Origin of the sequence: Gordonia sputi NBRC 100414 (assembly GCF_000248055.1) — a bacterium.
Classification (GTDB): Bacteria; Actinomycetota; Actinomycetes; order Mycobacteriales; family Mycobacteriaceae; genus Gordonia; species Gordonia sputi.
Window position 1 is genome coordinate 16,299 of sequence record NZ_BAFC01000107.1, and the last position, 22,540, is coordinate 38,838.

General features: G+C 64.9%; 22 protein-coding genes. 9 read left to right on the forward strand and 13 right to left on the reverse strand.

The window, feature by feature from the left end; translation table 11 throughout:
• Positions 1 to 7 precede the first annotated feature (7 nt).
• Together GOSPT_RS16820 and GOSPT_RS16825 are read right to left on the reverse strand one after the other, a co-directional pair.
• Positions 8 to 1,039, reverse strand: a complete 1,032-nt coding sequence (locus tag GOSPT_RS16820) for an FAD-binding oxidoreductase (protein WP_005207634.1) — start codon at positions 1,037 to 1,039, stop codon at positions 8 to 10.
• Positions 1,039 to 2,304 (reverse strand): aromatic ring-hydroxylating oxygenase subunit alpha, encoded by a 1,266-nt coding sequence (locus GOSPT_RS16825; protein ID WP_005207635.1) that lies wholly within the window; start codon positions 2,302 to 2,304, stop codon positions 1,039 to 1,041. Before GOSPT_RS16825 ends, GOSPT_RS16820 begins: the two co-directional genes overlap by 1 nt.
• 400 nt (positions 2,305 to 2,704) lie before the next feature.
• Between GOSPT_RS16825 and GOSPT_RS16830 the strand changes: the two genes are divergently transcribed.
• Complete coding sequence (locus tag GOSPT_RS16830; protein ID WP_039856430.1) at positions 2,705 to 4,420, forward strand: flavin-containing monooxygenase; 1,716 nt, start codon at positions 2,705 to 2,707, stop codon at positions 4,418 to 4,420.
• A gap of 66 nt (positions 4,421 to 4,486) precedes the next feature.
• Here the strand turns inward: GOSPT_RS16830 and GOSPT_RS16835 are convergent, their stop codons facing one another.
• The 11 genes from GOSPT_RS16835 to GOSPT_RS16885 form a co-directional block, all read right to left on the reverse strand.
• On the reverse strand, positions 4,487 to 5,383 hold the full coding sequence (locus GOSPT_RS16835; protein WP_005207637.1) for an anti-sigma factor: 897 nt from the start codon (positions 5,381 to 5,383) through the stop codon (positions 4,487 to 4,489).
• On the reverse strand, positions 5,376 to 5,945 hold the full coding sequence (gene sigK / locus GOSPT_RS16840) for an ECF RNA polymerase sigma factor SigK (RefSeq protein WP_005207638.1): 570 nt from the start codon (positions 5,943 to 5,945) through the stop codon (positions 5,376 to 5,378). Before sigK ends, GOSPT_RS16835 begins: the two co-directional genes overlap by 8 nt.
• A gap of 152 nt (positions 5,946 to 6,097) precedes the next feature.
• Positions 6,098 to 6,928, reverse strand: a complete 831-nt coding sequence (locus tag GOSPT_RS16845; RefSeq protein WP_005207639.1) for a DUF1295 domain-containing protein — start codon at positions 6,926 to 6,928, stop codon at positions 6,098 to 6,100.
• Positions 6,925 to 8,295 (reverse strand): SAM-dependent methyltransferase, encoded by a 1,371-nt coding sequence (locus GOSPT_RS16850; RefSeq protein ID WP_005207640.1) that lies wholly within the window; start codon positions 8,293 to 8,295, stop codon positions 6,925 to 6,927. The genes GOSPT_RS16845 and GOSPT_RS16850 overlap by 4 nt, the downstream gene beginning before the upstream one ends.
• Complete coding sequence (locus tag GOSPT_RS16855; RefSeq protein ID WP_005207641.1) at positions 8,288 to 9,187, reverse strand: DUF1365 domain-containing protein; 900 nt, start codon at positions 9,185 to 9,187, stop codon at positions 8,288 to 8,290. The genes GOSPT_RS16850 and GOSPT_RS16855 overlap by 8 nt, the downstream gene beginning before the upstream one ends.
• Positions 9,184 to 10,533, reverse strand: coding sequence for an NAD(P)/FAD-dependent oxidoreductase (locus GOSPT_RS16860; RefSeq protein WP_005207642.1), 1,350 nt, complete (start codon positions 10,531 to 10,533; stop codon positions 9,184 to 9,186). The genes GOSPT_RS16855 and GOSPT_RS16860 overlap by 4 nt, the downstream gene beginning before the upstream one ends.
• 76 nt (positions 10,534 to 10,609) lie before the next feature.
• Positions 10,610 to 11,026, reverse strand: coding sequence for a YccF domain-containing protein (locus tag GOSPT_RS16865; protein ID WP_005207643.1), 417 nt, complete (start codon positions 11,024 to 11,026; stop codon positions 10,610 to 10,612).
• A gap of 40 nt (positions 11,027 to 11,066) precedes the next feature.
• Positions 11,067 to 13,007, reverse strand: a complete 1,941-nt coding sequence (locus GOSPT_RS24380) for a dipeptide ABC transporter ATP-binding protein (protein WP_005207644.1) — start codon at positions 13,005 to 13,007, stop codon at positions 11,067 to 11,069.
• A complete protein-coding gene (locus tag GOSPT_RS16875) occupies positions 13,007 to 13,987 on the reverse strand; it encodes an ABC transporter permease (protein ID WP_005207645.1) in 981 nt (326 codons plus the stop codon). Before GOSPT_RS16875 ends, GOSPT_RS24380 begins: the two co-directional genes overlap by 1 nt.
• Positions 13,980 to 14,906, reverse strand: a complete 927-nt coding sequence (locus GOSPT_RS16880; protein ID WP_005207646.1) for an ABC transporter permease — start codon at positions 14,904 to 14,906, stop codon at positions 13,980 to 13,982. Before GOSPT_RS16880 ends, GOSPT_RS16875 begins: the two co-directional genes overlap by 8 nt.
• A gap of 4 nt (positions 14,907 to 14,910) precedes the next feature.
• Complete coding sequence (locus GOSPT_RS16885; RefSeq protein ID WP_197501529.1) at positions 14,911 to 16,497, reverse strand: peptide ABC transporter substrate-binding protein; 1,587 nt, start codon at positions 16,495 to 16,497, stop codon at positions 14,911 to 14,913.
• 211 nt (positions 16,498 to 16,708) lie between these two features.
• Between GOSPT_RS16885 and GOSPT_RS16890 the strand changes: the two genes are divergently transcribed.
• The 8 genes from GOSPT_RS16890 to GOSPT_RS16925 form a co-directional block, all read left to right on the forward strand.
• Positions 16,709 to 16,969, forward strand: coding sequence for a hypothetical protein (locus GOSPT_RS16890; protein ID WP_005207648.1), 261 nt, complete (start codon positions 16,709 to 16,711; stop codon positions 16,967 to 16,969).
• 106 nt (positions 16,970 to 17,075) lie between these two features.
• Positions 17,076 to 18,344, forward strand: coding sequence for a GAF domain-containing protein (locus tag GOSPT_RS16895; RefSeq protein WP_005207649.1), 1,269 nt, complete (start codon positions 17,076 to 17,078; stop codon positions 18,342 to 18,344).
• Between the two features lie 191 nt (positions 18,345 to 18,535).
• A complete protein-coding gene (locus GOSPT_RS16900) occupies positions 18,536 to 18,856 on the forward strand; it encodes a hypothetical protein (RefSeq protein ID WP_005207650.1) in 321 nt (106 codons plus the stop codon).
• Between the two features lie 57 nt (positions 18,857 to 18,913).
• Entirely contained in the window at positions 18,914 to 19,603 is a 690-nt protein-coding gene (locus GOSPT_RS24680) for a linear amide C-N hydrolase (RefSeq protein WP_373278557.1), read from the forward strand.
• Positions 19,542 to 21,065 carry an acetaldehyde dehydrogenase ExaC gene (exaC, locus tag GOSPT_RS16910; protein ID WP_005207652.1) on the forward strand — a complete coding sequence of 508 codons (1,524 nt, stop codon included), beginning with the start codon at positions 19,542 to 19,544 and terminating at the stop codon, positions 21,063 to 21,065. Before GOSPT_RS24680 ends, exaC begins: the two co-directional genes overlap by 62 nt.
• A 130-nt stretch (positions 21,066 to 21,195) precedes the next feature.
• Complete coding sequence (locus GOSPT_RS16915) at positions 21,196 to 21,660, forward strand: DUF779 domain-containing protein (RefSeq protein ID WP_005207653.1); 465 nt, start codon at positions 21,196 to 21,198, stop codon at positions 21,658 to 21,660.
• Between the two features lie 106 nt (positions 21,661 to 21,766).
• Positions 21,767 to 22,048, forward strand: a complete 282-nt coding sequence (locus GOSPT_RS16920) for a transposase (protein ID WP_245548733.1) — start codon at positions 21,767 to 21,769, stop codon at positions 22,046 to 22,048.
• A 168-nt stretch (positions 22,049 to 22,216) separates the two neighbouring features.
• A partial coding sequence (locus tag GOSPT_RS16925; protein WP_005207654.1) for a helix-turn-helix domain-containing protein occupies positions 22,217 to 22,540 on the forward strand: 324 nt, incomplete at its 3' end.

Here is a 22,540-nt window from a genome sequence, read left to right on the forward strand (position 1 = left end):
GGGGTCCTCACAGATCGATCACGACGGGCGAGAGTGGTTCGGAGCAGCAGAGCAGGATCTTGCCCTGCTCGATTTCGCGTCGGTGAATTCCGCCCTGATGGTTCATCACGACGTCGCCCGAGGTCTTGGTCACCTTGCACGAGCCACACAGGCCGACACCGCACGACGACGGGAGCGTGACTCCCGCAGCCGCCGCGGCGGCGAGGATCGTCGTACCTGCGCCGACGTGGATACGGCGTGCGCGGCGGGTGAAGTCGACGCTGACGCCGTCGGAGGGAGTGCCGTCGTCGCTGGTTGGCAGCCGAAAGCCGAAGCTCTCCTCGTGAATTCGCGTCAGCGAACCGCCGGAGGCGACAAGAGCCGAACGGACACCCGCACGGAACTGGCCTGGCCCACAGAGGAAGACCTCCCTCTCGGCGAGATCGGGGCAGATGCGGGCGAGGGCAGCGGCGTCGAGTCGGCCACGATGCCCCGACCACGCGGCGCCCGAATCGTCGCCGGTGAGGCGTGTACAGGCGAAGGCGACAGCGACTTTGGGGTGCGTGACGGCGAGGTCGTCGAGCTCGGTGCGGAACGGGATGTCGTCGAGCGTGCGGGCGCTGTGGATGAAGACGATGTCGGGCGTGGTGCTGCTGTCGGAATCGGTGGCAGCCCGCAGCATCGACATCACCGGTGTGATGCCGCTCCCGGCGGAGATCAACAAGAGTTTGGTTGCGGCCTTGTCGATGTAGCTGAACCGGCCGAGTGGCCCGGATGCAGTGATGGTCCGGCCTTCAGACATGTTGTCGTGCAACCAGTTCGACACGTGGCCGCCGAGTTTGCGTTTCACCGAGATCGACAGGGTGTCGGGGCGGGTGGGCGACGACGAAATCGAGTAGCACCGTTCGACGACGCGGCCGTCGATCTCGATTCCGACGGACAGGAACTGCCCCGGGTTGAACACGAATGTGTACGGTTCGACTGTGCGAAAGGTGAACGTCGCCATGTCGCGGGTGAGTTCGGTGCGGTCGACGCACACGAGGAGGTGGTCGGTGCTCATCACGCGCTCTTGGCGATCTGATCGGGTGTGGCGTCGAGTCCGAGGTTGACGCGCAGCCGCGTCACGTACCAGTTGATGAACGCCTCGACCTGGAACTCCGACGGTCCGTACGGGCCGGGAACGTAGGCGGGATCGGCGATGCCACGGTGCGCGAGCCGGACGAGGTCGGCGTCCTGCTGGTTGGTGATCTCCCAGACCCCGGTGAGTCGATCGAGGTCGTAGTCGACGCCCTCGACTGCCGCAGCGTTGACCAGCCAGGTGGTGCGCACGAGTGTCTCGTCGGGCCGAATCGGTATGACGGAGAACAACACTGCATGATCGCTGGTCACGTGCAACCACATGTTCGGTTGCAGGTGCATCGAGAGTCGGCCCAGTCGGCGGTCGGGTAGGTCGTCGGAGAGCGGGCGCGTGCACGCGGTGGTTCCGTCGAGTGTGAACGACTCGCCCGCGAGATCCATTGCCTCCCGCTCGATGTGGAATCCCGTTGGGCGGGAGTCGAGTTGGGCGATGCGACGATAGGGAAGACCGAAGCGGGTCCACGTGTCGGTGAGTTCCGCGGTAGCACGTCGATAACGTTCCACGACAGCGGTGAGCCGGTCGGGGATGGCGTCGGAGTCGCTGTAGCCCCAGGTCGGGAAGAAGACGTTCAGGAGTTCCGGATGGCCGCCGCAGTGATAGCACTCGCGGTTGTTCTCCATAGCGAGCTTCCAGTTTCCGTTCTCGACAAGGTCGGTCTGCTTGGCGACCTTGGCCTCTGCGAGCTTGTGCGGCGCGAGATACGGTTCGACGATGCGCGCGACGTCGTCGATGTCGGTTGGCGGGTCGTCGGCGAGGCAGATGAAGACGAGGCCGGCGATGGTGCGGACTGCGACGGAGCGGAGCGAGAAGCAGCGCTTGTCGAAGTCGGGAGCCTGGGCCTCGGCGTACATGAGGCGACCGTCGGTGCCGTAGGTCCACGAGTGGTACGAGCAGACGATGGTGCCGGTCGAGCCGTTTGCCTGCGTGATCAGGCGGGCTCCGCGGTGGCGACAGACGTTGTGATGGGCGCGGACGTTGCCGAGGTTGTCACGCGTCACGATGACCGATCGCGCACCGAACTCGACGGTGACGTAGTCGCCGGGCTCTGCGATCTCGGCTTCGGCGGCGACGAAGATCCACTGCTTGGCGAAGATCTCGTCGAGGTCGACGTCGAACCACTTCTGGTCGACGTAGAGCTGGCCCGGGAGACTCTGGCCGACGATGCGTGTGTCGATGACAGTGCACATGGCCGGGTCGGCTCGGTGTGCGGTCGACCGCGCATTCTGCTGGGGCGGGTCAGTGTGCATCGGCCATCGAAGTCTCTCTTGGCGGTGTGGGGGATCGCGGTGGCAGGCGTGGCGGGGGTCGGCGGCGACCCTTGCATTGACGGTTGCGTATAACGCAACGAGTAGCAACTGATGCAACAAGTGTGAATGCTCTGGTCCTGTCTGTCAATCGGGCGCAAGTAGTGATTTGGCGACGATTAAGGGCGATGCGCAATCCGTGTCGGGTTGGCCCGAATTGACCGGTGTGAGCCATTGACCTGCGGATATGCCATACCCGCAAGTGAGTAGGTGATGTTAGCCTTCCCTAAGTCTCGATCGGTTGGCCGTCGAATTCGACGCCCGGAAACTCGAAGGAATTGCCGTGAAGGTGTGTGTGGTGGGTGCGGGCCCGTGTGGTCTGACGACGATCAAGCAATTGCGCGACGAGGGGCACGACGTCGTCTGCTTCGACAAGAACACCGACCTCGGTGGCCTGTGGCTGCGCTACGAGGGCGACGACGAGCAGATGAAGGCCTACGACAACCTCATGCTCACGGTCTCGATGAAACTCATGGCCTACTCGGATCACCCGTTTGCCGACGGCCGCGTGTTCTACACGCGCGCGCAGTATCTGGAGTATCTGCGCGAGTACGCGGCCCGATTCGACCTCGCCGAGAGCATCACGTTCGGTTCAGAGGTCACCGATATCCGGCGTGACGAACAGGGCTGGACGGTGACTGTCTCACGCGAGGGTGCGACGTGGTCGGAGAGCTTCGACGCGGTCGCCGTCTGCTCTGGACCGTTCAAGACGCCCAACCGCGCGATCGCGGGGCTCGAGGGTTTCACCGGGGAGATCGTGCACTCGTCGGAGTACCGCAACAGCGACCGGTTCGCGGGAAAGCGGGTTCTGATTGTCGGCATGGCCGAATCCGGTGCAGACCTCGTGCGCGAAATCGGTGACGTGGCAACGGAATGCACTCTTGCGATCCGCTCCTACACCTACCTGTTGCCGCGTGTCTTCAACCGTACGAGGACGACCGACAACGGAACCGTGCGTGCGCACGCCCACGAGATGTGCCGGAGGTCGGCGGAGTATCCGTTAGTGCTCGACACCGCATGGGGCCGCAACTCGGTGATCAAGGCGCTGTTCCTGGCGATGTCGGTGGTGCTGGGTGTGTTCATCACTGCGGCAGGTGTGGTGCGCGCGTACGCGGGTAGGGCGCCGGGAGGTCGGCGCACCGTCGAGGCCGACGTCAATCCTCTCGGACAGCCGATGGAACCGGCGAAGATCGACGTGGACACGCTCGACAACGCGGCCAACTGGGACATGATTCGCACCTGGAATCGACGGTCGCATCCCGACGGCAGCTGGGCGCAGCGGGCCATCTTCTGCAAGAACGTCAGCTTCATCCCGAGTCTCGTCGACGGCCGAGTGACGTTGAACGACAGCGGAATCGCGGGTTCCGACGGTTCGACGGTGCGATTCCGCGACGAGAGATCGGCGGAGTTCGACGCGATCGTGCTGTGCACCGGCTTCACCACCGAGAAGTTGTCGATCGGCGATCTGCAGGTGAAGGACGGCAACGTGCGTAACCTCTACAAGCACTTCCTGCACCCCGAACACGACGGCACTGCGGCGTTCATCGGATTCGTCCGGCCGTTCTCGGGTGGCATCCCGATCTGTGCGGAGATGCAGGCGCGGTACTTCGCACGGTTGTGCAGCGGAAAGCTCGCCCCGCCGTCGAACATCGATGAACGCATCGGTCGCGAGAAGGAGTGGGAAGAGCACTGGACTGCGCTTAGTCCCGGCCACACGGAGGCAATCCCGTCGCAGGTGCTGTACCTGGATGCGCTCGCCAGCGAGATCGGTTGCCTGGTGCCGGCGTGGCGAATGATGGTGAACCCCAAGCTGTTCGTCCAGTTGTGGTTCGGCAGTTTCAACCAGTCGTGCTATCGCATCGTCGGGCCGCACAAGCTCGGGAAGGCTGCGATCGACGACCTGTACTCCGAGGCCGTCGAAAATCGTTGGCAGATGGCCGGTCAGTTGGCGTTACTGCAGTTGATGCCCACGCGTCTGCACCCGAAGCATCTGATCTGAAAAGTTGCGTGGGACACACGGGTACAAAAATGCCCCCGTGTGTCCCACGCAACTGCGGCGCGGAACCTAGCTCAGTGGAAGTTCGGCGACAAAGCTGCTGGTCGGAGTCGTCGAACCACCGGGCGGCTCGACGGTGAACGCCAGCGCCTTCGCGTTTCCGATGTGCGGGATCACCGCGGTGGTCGACGGTGCTACGTCCTTGTCGGTCATGGTGCCCGCCGACGTTGCGCCCTCGGGCCCGACCAGCCACATCTGGTAGACCGTCCCGGACTTGGGTGGTGGCACGTCGTTCATGACCAGCACGCCCGCGTCTGCGCTCTCGGAGTATGCGACGGTCGCGCGGCCGGTGGCGACCGAACCCGACGAGGTGCGGATGTCCTTGGCGTCGAACACCTGCTGCGCGGTGGTCTGCTGAGGCTTGTTGTCGGACGAGAGATTGGCGCCGACGACCCAGCCGACGGCTCCGATCGCGACAGCCACGATGGCCGCAGCGGCGAGGTAGAGGAAGCGACGGTTGCGTTGGGTGGTCTCGACTCGGTCCTCCGCTGGCGCTCCGGACCGGCTCGACCAGCGGGAGGGGTCCGCTGGCGCTCCGGACCGGCTCGACCAGCGAGAAAGGTCCGCCGGCGCGTCGGGCCGGCGGGAGGCGTCCACGGCCGTCAGGCCCGCTGGGCGGGGCGCGGGGGCGTCGTCCTGGGGCTCGGTGCGGATGAGCTGTAGCAGGCGGTCGCGTAGTTCGGGTGGCGGCGTCGCGGATGTGGTGGAACTGACCGAGGCCATCGCCTCGCGGGTGAGTCGGACGTCGCGGTCGAAGGCGGCGCGGTCGGTGTCCGATGCCTTCGCGCGGCGTCGGGCGACCGAGTCGCGCTCGGCCGCACCGAGTGCGTCGAGACCGAGCATCGGTGCGAGGCTGACGAGGTTGTCGTCGGAAGATGCTGGGGTGGTTGGCTTTTCGTCAGACATCACGATCTCCGAGGCATGAGCGGAGGCGGGCCATTCCGTCGCGGATACGGCTCTTGATGGTGGGGAGCGCCACCGACAGTCGCTCGGCGACCTCGCGATAGGTGAGCCCCTCGTAGTAGGCGAGGCCGATCGATTCGCGCTGCACGTCGGTCAGCGTTTCGAGGCAGCCGCGGACCTGCGAGCTGGTCTCCCGTTTGTCGACGGCCTCGCTGACCTCGTCGAACGTCGAGGTGTAGTCCTGCGCTCCGTAGTTCTCCTCGCGGCGGCTGCTCGCGGTCTCCGATCGCACGCGGTCGACGGCGCGACGGTGCGCCAGGGTGATGAGCCAGCTCAGCGCCGAGCCGAGGTCGGCGCGGAACGTCGACGCTGACCGCCAGACCTGCAGGTAGACCTCCTGCGTGGTCTCCTCGCTGTAGCCGGGATCGCGCAGAACGCGCAGCACCATGCCGTACACGCGATGGCTGGTGAGGTCGTAGAACTCGGCGAATGCGAGCTCGTCTCCCGAAGCGATCTTCTCCAGAAGTGCGGGCAGCCGGTCGCCGGCATCGTGGTCAGCGGTCACCGACAGGCCTCTGCGTTCATCGCAGTTCACCCTAATTGGCGACGTGCCGACCCTCAACCACGCCAGACTCTTCAGTCCCGCCGGACTCGACGACGAGGTTGAACTCGACCAGGTCAAGCGGGTCGGAGGTGCGGGGGCTACGAGCGGGACGGTCATGGCGCATGACCCTGACTGCCCGCCCCCTCACGCGTCTTCGGCGGCAGGGGGAAGAAGTACGACGTGCGCTGCTGGTACTCGGGGTAGCCGTCTCGTTTGCTCATCGACTCTTCGAGCAGACGCGCGCCGGTTGCGTACACCAGGAAGTAGGTCATCACGACGGGTGAGAGCACGGTCAGAACTCCGGGCCACGCCGACGCGGCGATGAGCCACATGCCCCACCAGACGGCGGAGTCGCCGAAGTAGTTGGGGTGCCGCGTCCAGGCCCACAGTCCGCGGTCCATGATCTTGCCCTTGTTGGACGGATCGGATTTGAACGACGTCATCTGGGCGTCGCCGATCGCCTCGAACGAGATACCGATGGCCCAGACCACGATTCCCGCGATCAACACAATCCACCAGATTCCGTGCGTTGCGTGCGTGACCGCGGAAACTTGTAGCGGCAGCGACACGAACCACTGTGCGGCGCCCTGGGTGCCGAAGATCTTGCGGATCACGCGCCCGGCCGACGGGTTCTCGCCGAGAACCTTCGCGTAGCGCGGGTCTTCACCCTTGCCGCTAACCTTGCCGAGCATGTGCCATGTCAGTCGCAGACCCCACACCGTGACGGCGAGCGCCAGAATCCACCGTCGGGTGATGTCGCCGCCGCCGAGAATCAGTGCGATCCAGCCGATCCCGACGAATCCGAATCCCCAGATGACGTCGACCACGTTGTAGTGCCCCAAACGACGCCCCACCGCAAACGTGATCGCTTGCAGGACAACGATGAACAGCAACGACGCTCCGGTCACCACGCCGAAGCCCGCCCACCCCGTCAGTCCTGTCATGAGTCGGTGCTCGCGGCTGAGTCGTCATCACGGGTGAAGACGAGTTGATGCACGTCGAGGTAGCCCGCGCGAAATCCCGCCTCGGAGTAGGCGAGATAGAACTGCCACATGCGCATGAACGTCGAATCGAAACCGAGGGATTCGACGTCGGCGCGGCGAGCGGTGAAGCGTTCGCGCCACAGTCGCAGTGTCTCGGCGTAGTGATGGCCCATGGACAGGTTGTCGCGCAGGCGAAGTCGGGTGTGCTCTGCGGTGACGTCGCGCAGTGCGGGCAGTGAGGTGAGCTGCCCGCCGGGGAAGATGTACTTGTGCACCCAGGTATAGGTGTTCCGCGAGGCGCGCATCCTGTCGTGGGGCATGGTGATGGCCTGGATGGCGACGCGCCCGCCTGGCGCTAGTACGCGGTCGATCGTCGAAAAGTAGATGGGCCAATACTTTTCACCGACGGCTTCGATCATCTCGACCGAGATCACGGCGTCGTAGGTGCCTGTGACGCTGCGGTAGTCGAGCAGGTCTATCTGCACACGGTCGGCGAAACCTGCTTCGTCGACGCGCTGCATCGCGAGCGCGCGTTGTTCGCTCGAGAGTGTCACCGATCGCACGGTGGCCCCGCGTGCTGCAGCGCGCAGGCACAACTCGCCCCAGCCCGTTCCGATCTCGAGGACGCGCGAGCCCGGACCGACACCCGCGGCGTCGAGTAGGCGATCGACCTTGCGGCGCTGGGCATCGGCGAGGTCGTCGAATCCGACCTGGGAGGTCGGTTTGGGGGTCTGCGTGGCGTCTGCGTCGAGGGACGGGTCGTCGAACAGGGCGCTCGAGTAGGTCATCGTCTCGTCGAGGAAGGTCGCGAAGAGGTCGTTGGAGAGGTCGTAGTGTCGCGCGATGTTGCTGCGCGTGTTGGCGGCGGTGTTCTCCTCGTCGGCGGGATGTCGGGGTAGGACCAGGGCGCGCAGGGTTTGCAGCGGCTTCGGGACGAGCCGGGCGACTCGTTCGGCGAATGGGGTGAGGACGCCGACGAGATCGTCGGTGGTCCAGTCGCCCGCCATGAAGGACTCGCCGAACCCGATCAGACCGCCCGAGCCGACGCGACGCGAGAACGCGACCGGGCGTCGAACGATCATGCGCGGCAACACGGTCTCGGTCTTGCTTCCGCGACGTGAGCCGTCGGGGAACTCGATGCGGACTCCGATCCCGGTGGTCGCGTGGCGGAATAGCCATGCCGCGGCGCGTCCACGGACCCGCGCGGCCGCGCCGGTGGGTACGGCCGCGACGTCGGGCCAGCGCCGGGCGTCGGCCGCGGTGAGATCGGTGTCGAGCGCGGGCGGCGGGGTGTCATGCGAGTCGGAGTCGGTGGCGGGACTACTCATCGGTGACCTTTCGGGTGGGGGTGGTCTCGACAAGCTCGACCAGCGGGTTGGGCTCGGCGGGCGGGGTGGTCTCGACAAGCTCGACCAGCGGTTGGGGCTCGGCGGGCGGGGTGGTCTCGACAAGCTCGACCAGCGGTGAGGTGGGCTCGGACGGCGGGGTGGGCTCGACCAGCGGGGGGCGGGGCACGATCGGGAGTCGCTTGGCCCACAGCTTGATTCCCTGGAATCGGATGCGGGCGGAGACGACGAGCGGGGCGAGCGGGGCGCGCACCTCGGTAGCGACGATCGCACGCGGCGTCGCGGGTTCGATGCGACCCGACAGCGAAGCGACGAAGGGTTCGTGGCCGGCGCGCTCGAGGACGATCGAGACAGCGACGCGTCCGTCGGCAGGTGGCGGCATCCGCAGCCGGTAGTGGCCCGACACGTCGTTGAAGGGCGAGACGTAGAACTCCTTGTCGACTTCTGCACGCCCCTGATCGTCGAGATCGACGACGTAGCAATGACGTCCGCCGTAGGTGTTGTGGACCTCGGCGACCGCGTACGCCAGTGAACCGTCGGCGTCGTAGCACCAATACACACTGAGCGGGTTGAAGACGTATCCCGCGACTCGCGGCGACATCAACGCCACGACCCTTCCGTCGGGAACACGCTTGCCGACGCTGCGGAGGTGGGCGTCGAGGCGGTCGCGCAGGGTCTGGCCGTCGACCATCGGTTCGGTGAAGTGATCGGCTCCGAGGAACCGAGCGAAGGGTCGTAGCGGGGCGGAAAGTGTTGGCAGACGGTCGATCTCGACGAGCCACGAGACGCTGCGGTAGGTGAAAGCATGCCGCACCGGCGATAGTCGGGTGTGGGTGATGCGACTATGCACTAGTTGCGCGGTCGTGTCGGTCATGCCGACTCCCGCTCGTCGTCGACCGTGCGCTGCCGCGCCGAATCCCATGTGACACCGAGACGCTCTGCGGCGCGCGCTCCGGAGAGCGCGCCGTCCTCGTGAAAACCCCACCCGTGGTAGGCGCCAGCGAAGACGATCGAGTCGGTGTTGATGTCCGGAAGCAATGCCTGTGCTGCAACGGATTCCGTCGTGTAGATGGGGTGTTCGTAGGTCATCTCGGCGATGACGGTCGATGCGTCGACGAGGTCGGTGCGGCCTAGTGTCACCAGCATGCGGGGATGGTCGGGATTCAGACGCATGAGCCGGGTGAGGTCGTAGGTGACTGCGACCTGTGAGTCGTCGATCGCTCCCGACGGGTCGCTGTGAATTTGGTAGTTCCACGACGCCCACGCCCGACGTGCTCGCGGCATGAGCGATGTATCCGAGTGCAGCGCAGCAGGTTTGGGTGCGTAGTCGATGGCGGAGAGAACTCGACGCTGCTGCGGGTTCGGGGCGTCGAGCAATCGGAGAGCCTGGTGAGGATGGGTGGCGACGACGACCGCGTCGAAGTTCTGCGTTCCGGGCGAGATGGCGAGTTCGACAGTGCCGTCGGAGTTCTCGGAGATGTGCCGGACCGGGGTGCTCACGTGGACTGCGCCGCCGCGGCGTCGGATGCCGTCGGCGACGGCTTGGACATACGTGTCCGACCCGCCGTCGACGGTGCGCCACGTGGGCGACCCGAACACCGACAACATGCCGTGGTGATCGAGGAAGGTGAAGAGGTAGCGCGCGGGGTAGCGGCTGGCGGTTGCCGCGTCGCACGACCACACGGCGGCGACGAGCGGCAGCATGAAGTGCTCGCGGAAGTAGGGGGAGAAGTGCTCGCGATCGAGGAAGTCGTCGAGCGGCTCGTCGGAGTCAGGGGCGTCGAGGAGTGCGCGCGCCGCCCGATGGAATCGGGTCACCTCACCGAGCATGCGTAGGTAGCGGCCTCGCGTCGCATTGCGCGGTGTGGGGAACAAGCCGGAGAAGCCGAGGGCGCCCGCATACTCGAGGCCGGTCGCCGTTGAGCTGACCGACATCGACATGTCGGTGTCCTTGGTTGCCACGCCCAGCTCGGCGAAAAGTCGCAGCAGCGTCGGGTAGGTGCGGTCGTTGTGGACGATGAAGCCCGAATCGACGCCGACGACACTTCCGTCCGGCATGGTCACCGAGTGTGTGTGGGCGTGGCCACCGAGTCGGTCGTCGGCCTCGAACAACGTCACACGGCTGCTCCCGGAGAGCACGTGCGCGGCGGTCAGACCCGCGACCCCGCTGCCGACGACGGCGACATGCGAGGGTGGCGCGGATCGCTGGCGGTTGGTCATGCCCGGTGTTCGGATCCGGTCACCGGAGTGGATGGGTCGAATCGAACGCAGTGTTTCGCCGGCGTCGATTCATGGGTCAGGCTGCTCGCGGCGCGGCCATGACGGTGTCGTTGCGCACCGCATCGCTGGGAACGATCCGTGCGCCGAGAGGCATGAGGGAGACGGGGATCATCTTGAAGCTCGCGATGCCGAGCGGGATGCCAATGATCGTCAGGCACATCGCGATTCCGGTCGTCAGGTGCCCGAGTGCCAGCCACCAACCTGCGACGATGATCCAGATGATGTTCCCGATCACAGACCACGCTCCCGACTCGGGATCGCGGACCACCGTCCGACCAAACGGCCACAGTGCGTAGTTCGCCATCCGGAACGACGCGATACCGAAGGGGATCGTGATGATCAGGATGCAGCAGATGATGCCTGCGATGACGTAGCCGAGCGCCATCCAGAAACCACAGAGAACCAACCAGATGATGTTCAGCAACGTCTTCATCTGTCCATTGTCGCCCTTCGACGCCGTCGAGCGCGAGGGTTCACTGTTGAAGTTCGAGGTTTCGTCCGGGGATCGCTGCGAGCAGTTCACGCGTGTAGTCCGACGTCGGGTTCTCGTACACGTCGTCGACGGTGCCGTCGTCGACGACCGTGCCCTTCCGCATGACGAGCACGCGGTCGGCGATCTGACGGACGACGGCGAGGTCGTGGGTGATGAACAGGTACGTCAGGTCGAGTTCGTGCTGCAGGTCGTCGAGGAGGGTCAGGATCTGCTCCTGCACGAGGACGTCGAGAGCGGACACGGCCTCGTCACACACGACGACCTCGGGGTTCAGCGCCAGCGCACGTGCGATCGCGACACGCTGACGCTGCCCGCCGGAGAGCTCGTTGGGGAAGCGCTGCATCACCGACGACGGGAGTGCGACGAGGTCGAGGAGTTCGCGGACGCGGGCGATGCGCGACGCCTTGTCGCCGATGTTGTGCACGACGAGTGGCTCGGAGATCGCGCGGTAGATCGAGTACATCGGGTCGAGCGAGCCGTACGGATTCTGGAAGACCGGCTGCACGCGGCGTCGAAAAGACTTGGCTTGCGCGCCCTTGAGGGATGTCACGTCGCTGCCGTCGAAATGCACTGTGCCCGAAGTTGGTTCGAGGAGTCCGAGCACCATGCGCGCGACCGTCGACTTGCCGGAGCCGGACTCGCCGACGACCGCCGTGGTGGTGCCGCGGTTGAGCGTGAAGCTGACGTCGTCGACGGCGCGGAACGGGGTTGCCTTGCGGAACGGGACCGAGCCGCGGATGGGGAAGTCCTTCACGAGATTCGCCGCGACGACGACCTCGGTGGGGGTGGTCTCGACAGGCTCGACCAGCGGGGTGGGCTCGGCCGCCGGGGTGGAGGCCGGCTCGGCGGGCGGGGTGGGCTCGACTCGGCTGCTCGCTTCGCTCGCGGCCGGCTCGACCAGCGAGGTGGGCTCGGCCTGCGGGGTGGGCTCGGCCTGCGGTTGGGTGGTCTCGACTCGGCTGCTCGCTTCGCTCGCGGCCGGCTCGACCAGCGAGGTGGACTCGACTGGCGGGGTGGACTCGACCAGCGGGGTGGGCTCGGCCAGCGGGGCGGCGGGCTTGTGGCGGTCGGCGCGGCGGGACGAGAGCGACGGCGCGGCGTCGACGAGTCGCTTGGTGTACTCGTGATGCGGGTTGGTCAGGATCTCCTGCGCCGGGCCGGATTCGACGATGCGGCCGCGGTACATGACCACCAGGTGGCTGGCGCGCTCGGCGGCGAGGCCGAGGTCGTGGGTGATCAGCAGGACGGCCGTGCCCAGTTCGTCGGTGAGCGTGGCGAGGTGGTCGAGGATCTCGCGCTGCACCGTCACGTCGAGTGCCGACGTCGGTTCGTCGGCGATGAGCAGCTTGGGCTTTCCGGCGAGACCGATCGCGATGAGTGCGCGCTGCTTCATGCCGCCGGAGAACTCGTGCGGATACTGCGCCGCACGCTTCTCGGGATCGCGCAGGCCTGCCTGCCGGAGCACCTCGACGGCACGCGTGCGAGCCTCGCCGCGCTTGGCCGCTCCGTTGGCGACGAGCGTCTCGCGGACCTGGAATCCGACGCGCCACACCGGGTCGAGGTTGGTGTTGGGGTCCTGTGGCACCAGGCCGATCCCGCTGCCGCGGACCTTCTCGAACTCACGTCGCGACGCCTGTGCAAGGTCCTTGCCGTCGAACAGGATCTTTCCGCCGGTCACGGCGCCGTTGCCGGGCAGCAGTCCGAGAACCGCTGCGGCAGTTGTCGACTTGCCAGAGCCGGATTCGCCGACGATGGCGACGGTCTGACCGGGATACACCGTGAGTCCGACGCCGCGTACCGCAGGTACGTCGCGCCCGCGTGAGCGGAAATCGACTCGTAGGTCAGAGATTTCGAGCAGCGGTGCCGGTGCAGCGGTCTCGTTGTCGGAGGTCAGCTCGGAGTTCGTTGTGTCCGTTGTCATCAGCGGGTCCTCGCCTTCGGGTCGAGTGCGTCGCGCAGCACGTCGCCGAGCATCATGAACACGAGGACCGTGATGGCAAGTGCGGCAGCGGGATAGAACAAGATGGGCTGACCTTCGCGCAGCAACTGCTGGCCCGCGGCGATGTCGATGCCCCAGGAGACGGCGGTCGACGGCAGGCCGATGCCCAGGTACGACAGCGTCGCCTCGGTGACGATGAAGACGCCGAGCGAGATCGTCGAGATGACGATGACCGGACCGAGCGAGTTCGGCAGCACGTGGGTGAACAGGGTGCGGAACCGCGACGAGCCCAGCGAGCGCGACGCGTCGACGAACTCTTCGTTGCGCGCCGAGATCGCGGAAGACCGTGCGATACGGGCGATTTGGGGCCAGCTGAAGATCGCGAGGACCAGCACCACCGTGTAGACGGTGCGCGCCGAGATCATCTGCATGGTGACCACGGCCGCCAGGATCAGCGGGATGGCGAAGAAGATGTCGGCGAGTCGGGAGATCAACGAATCGAGCCAGCCGCCGTAGAAGCCCGCGAAGATGCCGAGGAATCCACCGACGATCACCACTGCGAGCGTCGTCAGGATTCCGACGAGCACGGAGTCGCGCGCGCCGTAGATCACACGCGCGTAGATGTCGTGGCCCTGCAAGTCGGTGCCGAACCAGTGCGCGGAACTCGGTGAGAGCAGCGAGTCCTCGAGGTTTGCGTACCGCGGATCCTGATGCGCGAACAATCCGGGGAACGCGACGATCAGCAGGATGAGGACGAGCAGGATCATCGAGACGATGAACACCGGCTTGGTGCGAATCTCCTGCCACGCGGACTTCCAGAAGCCTGCCGGATCGACGTCGTCGACGAACTCGTCGACCTTGAGCAATTCGACGTCTTCGGCGTCGGCGACGAAGCGGTCCTGGCCGGGAAAGAAGCTGGGGTACGCGTTCAGAGCTGCGTCGGTGTGTGGGGTCTCAGGCATAGCGAATCCTCGGATCGAGTGCGGCATAAAGCAAGTCGACGACGATGTTGCAGACGAGGTAGATCAGCACGAGCACCGTGACGAAGGAGACGACGGTCGGGGCCTCGCCACGGATGACCGCTTGATAGATCGTTCCGCCGACGCCGGGGATGTTGAAGATGCCCTCGGTGACGACGGCTCCACCCATCAGCACTCCGACGTCGGTGCCGATGAACGTGACGACCGGAATCAGCGAGTTGCGCAGGACGTGCACGGTGATCACGCGGGGTCGTCGAAGACCCTTGGCCGACGCGGTGCGTACGTAGTCGGCGGTCAGATTGTCGGCGACCTCCGACCGCGTGAGTCGCACGATGTAGGCGAATGAGACTGCGCCGAGGACGAATCCGGGAAGGATGAGGTGATAGAAGTCGAGGTTTCCGCCGACCGTGACCGGGAACAGATGCCACTTCACACCCAGCAGGTACTGCGCGACGAAGCCGAGCACGAAGATCGGTATCGCGATGATGATGAGAGTGACGATCAGGATCGCGGTGTCGTACCAGCGCCCCTTGTTCAGGCCGGAGATCACACCGAAGACCACGCCACCGATCGTTTCGACGACCAGCGCGATCAGGGTCAGGTTGACCGTCACCGGGAACGCGCGCTTCATCACGTCGAACACCGGTTGCCCGGAGAACGAGGTACCGAAGTCGAGGTGGAAAACTCCGCCGATGTAGTTGAAGTACTGCACATAGAACGGTTGGTCGAGGTGATACTGCGCGCGTAGTTGCTCAATCAGGGCCGGGGACATGGGTTTTCCGCCACCGAGAGCCGCGATGGGATCGGCGGGGACGAGAAAGACCATGGCGTAGATGAGGAACGTGGCGCCGAAGAAGACGATCACCATCTGTCCCAGACGGATGAGGAGATATCTGGTCACCGGGTCACTCCTTCGCTTCCTTGGTGATGTTCGGGTAGTCGGGCAAGCCGTTCCAGGCCAACTGCGCGGTGACCTCCGACGCCGAGCCTCCGGCGCCGATGTAGTCCCACAGCGGAATGTTCGGCAGATCCTTGAGCAGGGTTTCCTGTGCGACGTTGGTGAGCCGGTAGGACTCGTCGTCGGTGCGTGCACGCTGCGCGGCGGTCAGCCGCGAGTCGAACTCCGGCGAGACGTACTGCGCGTCATTGGAACCGGCTCCCGTCACGAAGATCGGCGCGAGGAACTCCAGCATCGACGGGTAGTCACCCTGCCAGCCCGTCCTCGCGGCGGTCTTGATCGTCTTACTCGTGATCGCCGAGCGGATCTGCTTGAGCGTCGGCTGTGGAGCGCCGTGCGAGTCGATACCGAGGGTGTTCTTGATCTGGTTGCACACCGCGTCGACCCAGACCTGGTGATCGCCGTCGGAGTTGTAGGCGATTTGGAAGGAACCGCTCCACGGCGCGATGGCGTTGGCCTCCTGCCACAGCTGCTTGGCCTTCGTCGGGTTGTAGTCGAGGACGTCGCTGCCCGGAATATCGCCGTTCCATCCAGGTAGGGAGCGTGCCGTGAAGTCTCTCGACGGGGTGCGGGCACCACGGAAGACCACCTTGGTGACCTCCGGACGGTTGATCGCCATCGAGAGCGCCGCACGACGCAACTCTCCTTCGCGCCCCGCGGCGAAGTGTGGCAGGTAGTAGGGGATCGCGATCTGCTGGTTGGACGCAGTCGGTTTGGTCAGTGCGTGCTTGCCGAGCGCCTTCTTGTAGGAGTTGAGCGCGCTGACCGGCACCGTGTCCGTGACATCGAGATTGCCGGAGGTGAGGTCGGTGTAGGCGGTGTCGAGGCTGGAGTAGAGGACGAAGTCGATCCCGCCGTTGCGTGCCTTGTCGGGGCCCTTGTAATCGTCGTTGCGTACGACGTTGATCTGCACGTTGTGGCGCCACGCGTCGGGCCCTGCCATCTTGTAGGCACCGTTACCGATCGGGTGTTCGCCGAATTCCTTTGCGCCCTCGGTGAAGAATACGTCGGGGAGCGGCTTGAACGGTGTGAAGCCAAGTCCCAACTTGAAGTCGATGTTGGGCTGCGTCAGGCGAACGGTGAAGGTGTGGTCGTCGACAACCTTCAGGCCCGACATCTGATCGGCCGTCGAGTTCTCGCCTGCGACCGCCTCATATCCGTCGATCGGCTCGAAAAAGCTCTGCTGCAGTTGGGCGTTCTTCGTCGCGGCGCCGAAATTCCATGCGCGAACGTAGTTTTCGGCTTTGACGGGTGTCCCGTCGGTGAACTTCCAGTCCTTCTTGAGATGAACTGTGTAGGTCTGGTTGTCCGTGGTGTCGACGGACTCGGCGTTCGCAAGCGTGGGTTTGCCGTCGGCGTCGTATGAGTACAACCCGGTGAACAGTGCATCCACCACGCGACCGCCGCCGTTTTCGGCGGTGTTCGTCGTGACGAGTCCGTTCTGCGGCTCGGTGCCGTTGGCACTGATGATGGCATTCGGACCGGTCGTACTGACCGTCCGCGCACCGTCCATGCTGCAGCCCGTCGCGACCATGGTGGTCGCCGAGGCGAATGCGAACAGGACTAGCGCGATCTGCCGGCGTGGACGATGTCGGCGTCGCAAACGTGCCTCCCCCGGGTCATTTTTTTGTAGACATTCCTACTGACCTTACGACCAAAAAAGTTAGACCTGCTCACGAAAATGGACTAACCGGACAGCGAACTTCTCCGGCCCTGCTCGCAGCGGCAAAGATGGATACGCTTGTGTGGTGAAAACCAGCTCGTACGAGCAGACCCGGGTCGTTTTGTGGTCGGTTGTCACCTTGCTTGTCCTGATCGTGCGCTTCTTGGCGGTGTTACTGACCGTTGTGTGCGTGATCGCGTGGGCGATCGCGATGGTTCGCGACTCGTGGAACAACATGTTTTTCGTTCCCGCGATCGTGTCGGCGGGTTCGCTCCTCGTCAGCACGTATCTGTACAGCTATTTGCGTGCGCGCTACCCGCGTCGTAACGGCCGGTTACTGTAGTCGGTGCCGCTTCGACCTCGGTCTTGTTGCTGAGATCACACTCTGCACGGCACAATTGAGTGAACGTCGGGTGTCGATCAGCCCCGACGGGATACTTGGAGGGCGCATGACAGACGCTGCTGCGGTGTCCTCGACGATCCGCCGGGCCTACGAGGAGTTCCTGGCGAGCGGCGCGGTCCCCGAGACAGTGCGGTCCGTCGTCGGCGATTCGTGGGCGCGTTCGTTACAGCGTGGCATCGACCCAGCGGCCGGTGCTGTCGAAGCGCAGGCAATGAGCGACGAAGAGTTCGTGCGGTACCGCGAGGAGCATCCCATCACCGCGGTGCGCCCCGTCGTGCAATCTCTGATGCTCGACGACATCGCCGACTCAGGTGTTGTGTTGGCGCTGACCGACAATGTCGGTCGGCTGCTCTGGGTGGAGGGCGAGGCGTCTGCGCGGGATCGGGCCAGCCATATCAACTTCGTCGAGGGCTCGGTGTGGAGCGAGGAGGTCGTCGGCACCAATGCTCCCGGGCTTGCGTTGGCGACCGGCCGCGGTGTGCAAGTGGTTGGGCCCGAACACTTCTCGAGTCCCGTGCAGGAGTGGAGTTGCGCGGCAGCGCCGGTCCACGACCCCGCGACAGGGCACGTCATCGGCGTGATCGACGTGACCGGTGGCCGCGAGGTAGCTGCTCCCTTCGCACTGTCAGCGGTCCGTTCCGTGGTGGCGGTCGTCGAGCGTGAACTGAGGGCGCGGGCCGTCGACCTTTCTGTTGCGTCGACCTTCGAGGTAGGCGCTCGAGCACGACTGACCGTGCTCGCCGACAACGCGTATCGCTGGCAGCGTGGGGGAGGTGCCGCGAACGGGAGGTCGTTGTCTCGACGCCACGCCGAGATCCTGCTGCTGCTGCAGCGCTATCCCGAGGGCCTGAACACCGAACAACTGGCGTTGATGCTCGCCGACGACGGCGTCGACCCGGTCACCGTTCGTGCCGAGATCTCTCGGTTGCGACGCGACCTCGGTACCGATGTGATCGAGTCCAGGCCGTACCGCCTGACCGTCGAATTGTCGTCTGACGTGGGAGATCTCCGCGAGCAGATCGCGGGCCACGGCGATCTCGTTCCGGTGATCGAGGCGATCGGTCGTGGCGGGTTGCTCGTCGAGTCGAACGCTCCCGGGATCAGCGAACTGTTCGAGGAGCTTCGCGAGGACGTCCGCTCGCGGGTCATCGCCGAGGGACAGGTGGCCGCGCTGCGGGCATGGACGTCGTCGGTGCATGGCCGTGACGACCTGGCCGCGTGGCGCAGATTTGAGCATCGGCTACCCGTCGGGCACCCCGACCGCGCGCTCGTCGGGGGTCGGATCAGGATTCTCGACCGTCGTTACGGCGTCTGACGGTTTCGCTGAACGGGTCTCCACCAACCCTTTGACCCCCAAATGGGGGTATGCCGAGTCGATCGTGATCGACGTAGTGTCTGCTGTGCGTGCGTCACCGACGGACGCTGCTCGGTCGCGAGGGCCGCAAGGTGCGACTGAGTCAGTACGCCCGGCGCGGTTGACCACGGATTCGTCCGACACTGAACGCAGTGTCGCTGCCACTCGCGGCGATCTTCACCAACCTGAGCGGGTACCGGCACGTGGTCGCGACTCCGCTGCTGGCCGAGCTTGCCCGCGCAGCAACCTTCGGGCAGGTCGACACCGTCATCATCGACATGAGTGCCCACGTCGCAGGGCACATCGACATCGCAGGCGCATTGGTCCTCGACCCTGCAGACGACCTCGATGCCCTCGAGGAGATCGCGCGAGCCGCACTGGGTCCCGGTGCCCGTGTGATGAGCGTGCGGTCCGACGATCTACCCGACGGTGTCTCCGCTGCCGGGCTCCTGCGATTCGCTACCGAGGGCTGACCGATGTGCACACGAATCCTGTGGAACAAGAGCGAGCCGTACGTCGTAGCGCGCACCATGGATTGGCCTGACACCACCATGCCGGTGATCACCGCGATGCCGCGTGGAATCACGCGCGACGGAGCGCTTGCAGGCGGGGAGGAGATCGCTGCGAACGGTGCTCGCTGGACGTCGAAGTACGGCTCGGTCGTCACGACAGTCTACGGCGTCGAAACCGCGGACGGCATGAATGAGCGTGGCTTCGGCGCACACCTTCTCTACTTGGAGAATGCTGACTTCGGTGAGCGTGATCTGCGCAAGCCGGCAGTGGGAGCGCATTTGTGGACTCAGTATCTCCTCGACCAGGCGGCGACCGTCGCCGATGCGGCGGTACTTCTTCGAGCTGACCACCGCACCGGGCGTCCTCTGGGTGAAACTCGACGAGCTTGTCTTCTCGGACAGCGGTCGCTGCCTGGTCATAGATCCGGCAGGTATCTCGCTCACCGGCGACGTCACGAAGGCCATGGCCGTGGCCGAGCTGCCCTTCTGATCAGTGCTCTGAACTGCGGCGATGTGACGCCGCAACGTTGCAAACGTTACTGCAACGTGGCTGCAACCACTTCGCTCCTAATGTGTGCAGCAGATCACACACGGCCTATTGAGTGGCTTGTGTGGCAACGAGAAAATGGCACTGAGGAGCTACACAATGACTGTCTACGCAAAGCCGGGTACCGACGGCTCGGTGATGTCCTTCGAGTCCCGCTATGACAACTGGATCGGCGGACAGTGGGTCCCGCCCGTGAAGGGGCAGTACTTCGAGAACCCGTCGCCTGTCGACGGCAAGACCTTCTGCGAGGTCGCGCGCTCGACCGCCGAGGACATCGACCTCGCGCTCGACGCCGCGCACAAGGCCGCTCCGGGATGGGGCAAGACGGCTGTCGCGGAGCGCGCGCTGGTGCTGCTGCGTATCGCCGACCGCCTCGAGGAGAACCTCGAGAAGATCGCCGTCGCCGAGACATGGGACAACGGCAAGGCTGTTCGTGAGACCCTCGCCGCCGACATCCCGCTGGCAATCGATCACTTCCGCTACTTCGCGGGCGCTCTGCGTGCTCAGGAGGGCTCGATCTCCGAGGTCGACGAGGACACCGTCGCCTACCACTTCCACGAGCCGCTCGGCGTCGTCGGCCAGATCATCCCGTGGAACTTCCCGATCCTGATGGCCGTGTGGAAGCTCGCGCCCGCTCTCGCCGCGGGCAACGCCGTTGTCCTCAAGCCTGCGGAGCAGACCCCGGCGTCGATCCTGTACGTGATGAGTCTGATCGCCGACATCCTCCCCGCGGGTGTCATCAACGTGGTCAACGGCTTCGGTGTCGAGGCGGGCAAGCCGCTCGCGTCGAGCAACCGCATCCGCAAGATCGCGTTCACCGGTGAGACCACGACCGGCCGCCTGATCATGCAGTACGCCTCGGAGAACCTGATCCCGGTCACTCTCGAACTCGGCGGCAAGAGCCCGAATATCTTCTTCAACGACGTGATGGCTGCCGACGACGGCTTCTTCGACCGTGCGCTGGAAGGCTTTTCGATGTTCGCGCTCAACCAGGGCGAGGTCTGCACCTGCCCGAGCCGCGCGCTCATCCAGGAGGACATCTACAACGACTTCATCGAGAAGGCCGTCGACCGTGTCTCGAAGATCAAGCAGGGTAACCCCCTCGACACCGACACCATGATGGGTGCCCAGGCGTCGAACGATCAGTACGAGAAGATCCAGTCGTACCTCGCGATCGGCAAGGACGAGGGTGCAAAGGTTCTCATCGGCGGCGAGGCTGCTCACCTCGGTGGCGACCTCGAGGGTGGCTACTACATCAAGCCGACCGTCTTCTCCGGACAGAACAACATGCGCATCTTCCAGGAGGAGATCTTCGGTCCGGTGCTGGCCGTCACGACCTTCAAGGATTACGCCGACGCCATCCACATCGCCAACGACACCCTCTACGGATTGGGCGCGGGCGTCTGGAGCCGTGACGGTGCCACCGCCTACCGTGCAGGCCGCGAGATCCAGGCCGGACGCGTGTGGACGAACACCTACCACGACTACCCGGCACACGCCGCGTTCGGTGGATACAAGCAGTCGGGCATCGGCCGCGAGACCCACCTGATGATGCTCGAGCACTACCAGCAGACCAAGAACCTGCTGGTCGGCTACGCGCAGAACGCCAAGGGCTTCTTCTGATCCTGACGCCAGGCACGTCGACGCCGCCACGCAACCTTTTTCAGGTTGTGTGGCGGCGTTCGTCGTGTGCAACGCGGATGCAACAGAACAGCGACTACTCTGTGGTTCAGATCACAGTGAGAGGTAAACGATGAGCAGTACAGAATCAACCCCGTCGACGTCGGCCTCAGCGGCCGCGGACGGAGCGGTGCCTGATCGTGTGATCGCCACAGACGCCGCCGTGCAGCTCCTGACCAAGTTGTCGGAGCTGCACGGCGGGCTCATGATTCACCAGTCCGGCGGATGCTGCGACGGTTCGGCGCCGATGTGTTATCCCGTCGGCGACTATCGGGTCGGCCAGCGCGACGTCCTCGTCGGAACCATCGAACTGCCCGAGCCCCTTCCCAACGTGCGGGTCTGGATCAACGGCGACCAGTTCGAATTGTGGAAGCACACCCAGTTGATCCTCGACGTCGTGAAGGGTCGCGGTGCCGGATTCAGCCTGGAGGCGCCGGAAGGTGTCCGATTCCTCTCTCGCGCAAGAGCTTTCAGTGCGGAAGAGAACGCAATTCTCACGGCGAATCCGCCGCTGACCGGCGCTGCAGTCGGCGTCTGACGGAGGTCGTTTCTCGGACGGGGGTGGCGTGTCCCCCGTGAACCGGTCCGGGTTGTTTTAGAGTCCCGATTGCCCTGATGAGGGCAGAGAAGGGACGATGAGGACCATGGCAGGACGCAAGCGTCACTCGGCGGAGGACATCGTGCGCAAATTGCGCCGGGCCGACGAGTTGGCCGCCGAAGGCAAGACCGGCGAGGCGATCGCCGCCGATCTCGAGGTGTCGGCGGCCACCTTGTACAACTGGCGCCGCCAGTACGGCGGTATGGACGGTGACGCCGCGAAGGAACTCAAAGAGCTGCGCGAGCAGAACAGCCGACTCAAGCGGTTGCTCGCCGATGCCGAACTCGAGAAAGACGCGCTGCGGGAGATCGCCAAGGGAAAATTCTGAGCCCGACCGCCAAACGCGCCGCCATCGACATGCTCAAGGACGTCAAGAACATGTCAGAACGTATGGCGTGCAGGGTAGTTGGGCTTTCCCGTTCCGCCTATCGACGGCTGCCGCAAGCGCACACCCCGTCCGACCCCGACGCCGCGCTGCGCGAGCAGTTACGCACGTATGCCCGCAAGAACCCCCCGGCACGGGTTCCGCCGCGCGTGGGCGCACCTGCGTTTCGACGACGGTATCGAGATCAACAAGAAGAAGGTGCACCGCCTGTGGAAGGAGGAAGGACTGCAGGTGCGGCGCGCTCCGCGCCGCAAACGGGCCGGCCAGTCATCGGTCCCGGTCGTTGTCGCGGACGCACCGAAAGTGGTGTGGGCATTGGACTTTCAGTTCGATTCCACCGTCGATGGGAAGACGATCAAGATCGCGTCCATGGTTGACGAACACACCCGCATGTCGTTGCTGAACATCGTCGACCGGTCCATCACCTCCGAGAAG